The sequence below is a fragment of the Roseomonas rosulenta genome, assembly GCF_016106005.1.
Lineage (GTDB): Bacteria > Pseudomonadota > Alphaproteobacteria > Acetobacterales > Acetobacteraceae > Neoroseomonas > Neoroseomonas rosulenta.
Window position 1 is genome coordinate 1 of the sequence record NZ_JACADR010000652.1, and the last position, 568, is coordinate 568.

1 protein-coding gene is annotated in these 568 nt (G+C 79.2%); it reads left to right on the top strand.

The window, feature by feature from the left end:
• Positions 1-568 (top strand): cell division FtsX domain-containing protein (locus HW578_RS27475; RefSeq protein WP_198373843.1); only part of this gene is annotated, 568 nt, incomplete at both ends.

Consider the following 568-nt stretch of genomic DNA (forward strand, 5'->3'; position numbering starts at 1 on the left):
CGGCGCGGACCGCCTCGCGCAGCGTTGGCGCGACGGCGCGCAGGCGGCCGTGACGGTGCAGGTGCCCCAGCCCGATGCCGACAGGATGGCGCGTGCGCTGGCCGTGCTGCGCGCCCTGCCCGAGGTCGCCGCGGCCGAGCCCGTGGACCCCGCCCGCATGGCCGATCTGCTGCGCCCCTGGCTGGGCGGCGCGCACAGCGTCCCGCTGCCGGGCGTGATCGAGCTGCGCCTGGCCGACCTCGCCGCCGACCCGGTGCGCATCGGCGACCGCGTCGCCGCCGAGGTGCCGGGCACGGTGACCGAGGCGCATGGCGTCTGGGTCGCGCATCTCGCCGCCCTCGCGCGCTCGGTGCAGGGGGTCGCGCTGGCGGTGCTGGCGCTGGTGGCGGGTGTCGCGGCGGCGGTCGTGGCGGTGGCGGTGCGTGCGGGGCTCTCGGCGCGGCGCGACGCGGTGCTGGTGCTGCACGGCCTCGGTGCCACCGATGCCGAGGTCTCCGGCCGCTTCGCCCGGCGTGTCGCCTTCCTCGCGGCGCTGGGTGCTGCGGGCGGTACGGTGCTGGCGTTGCCG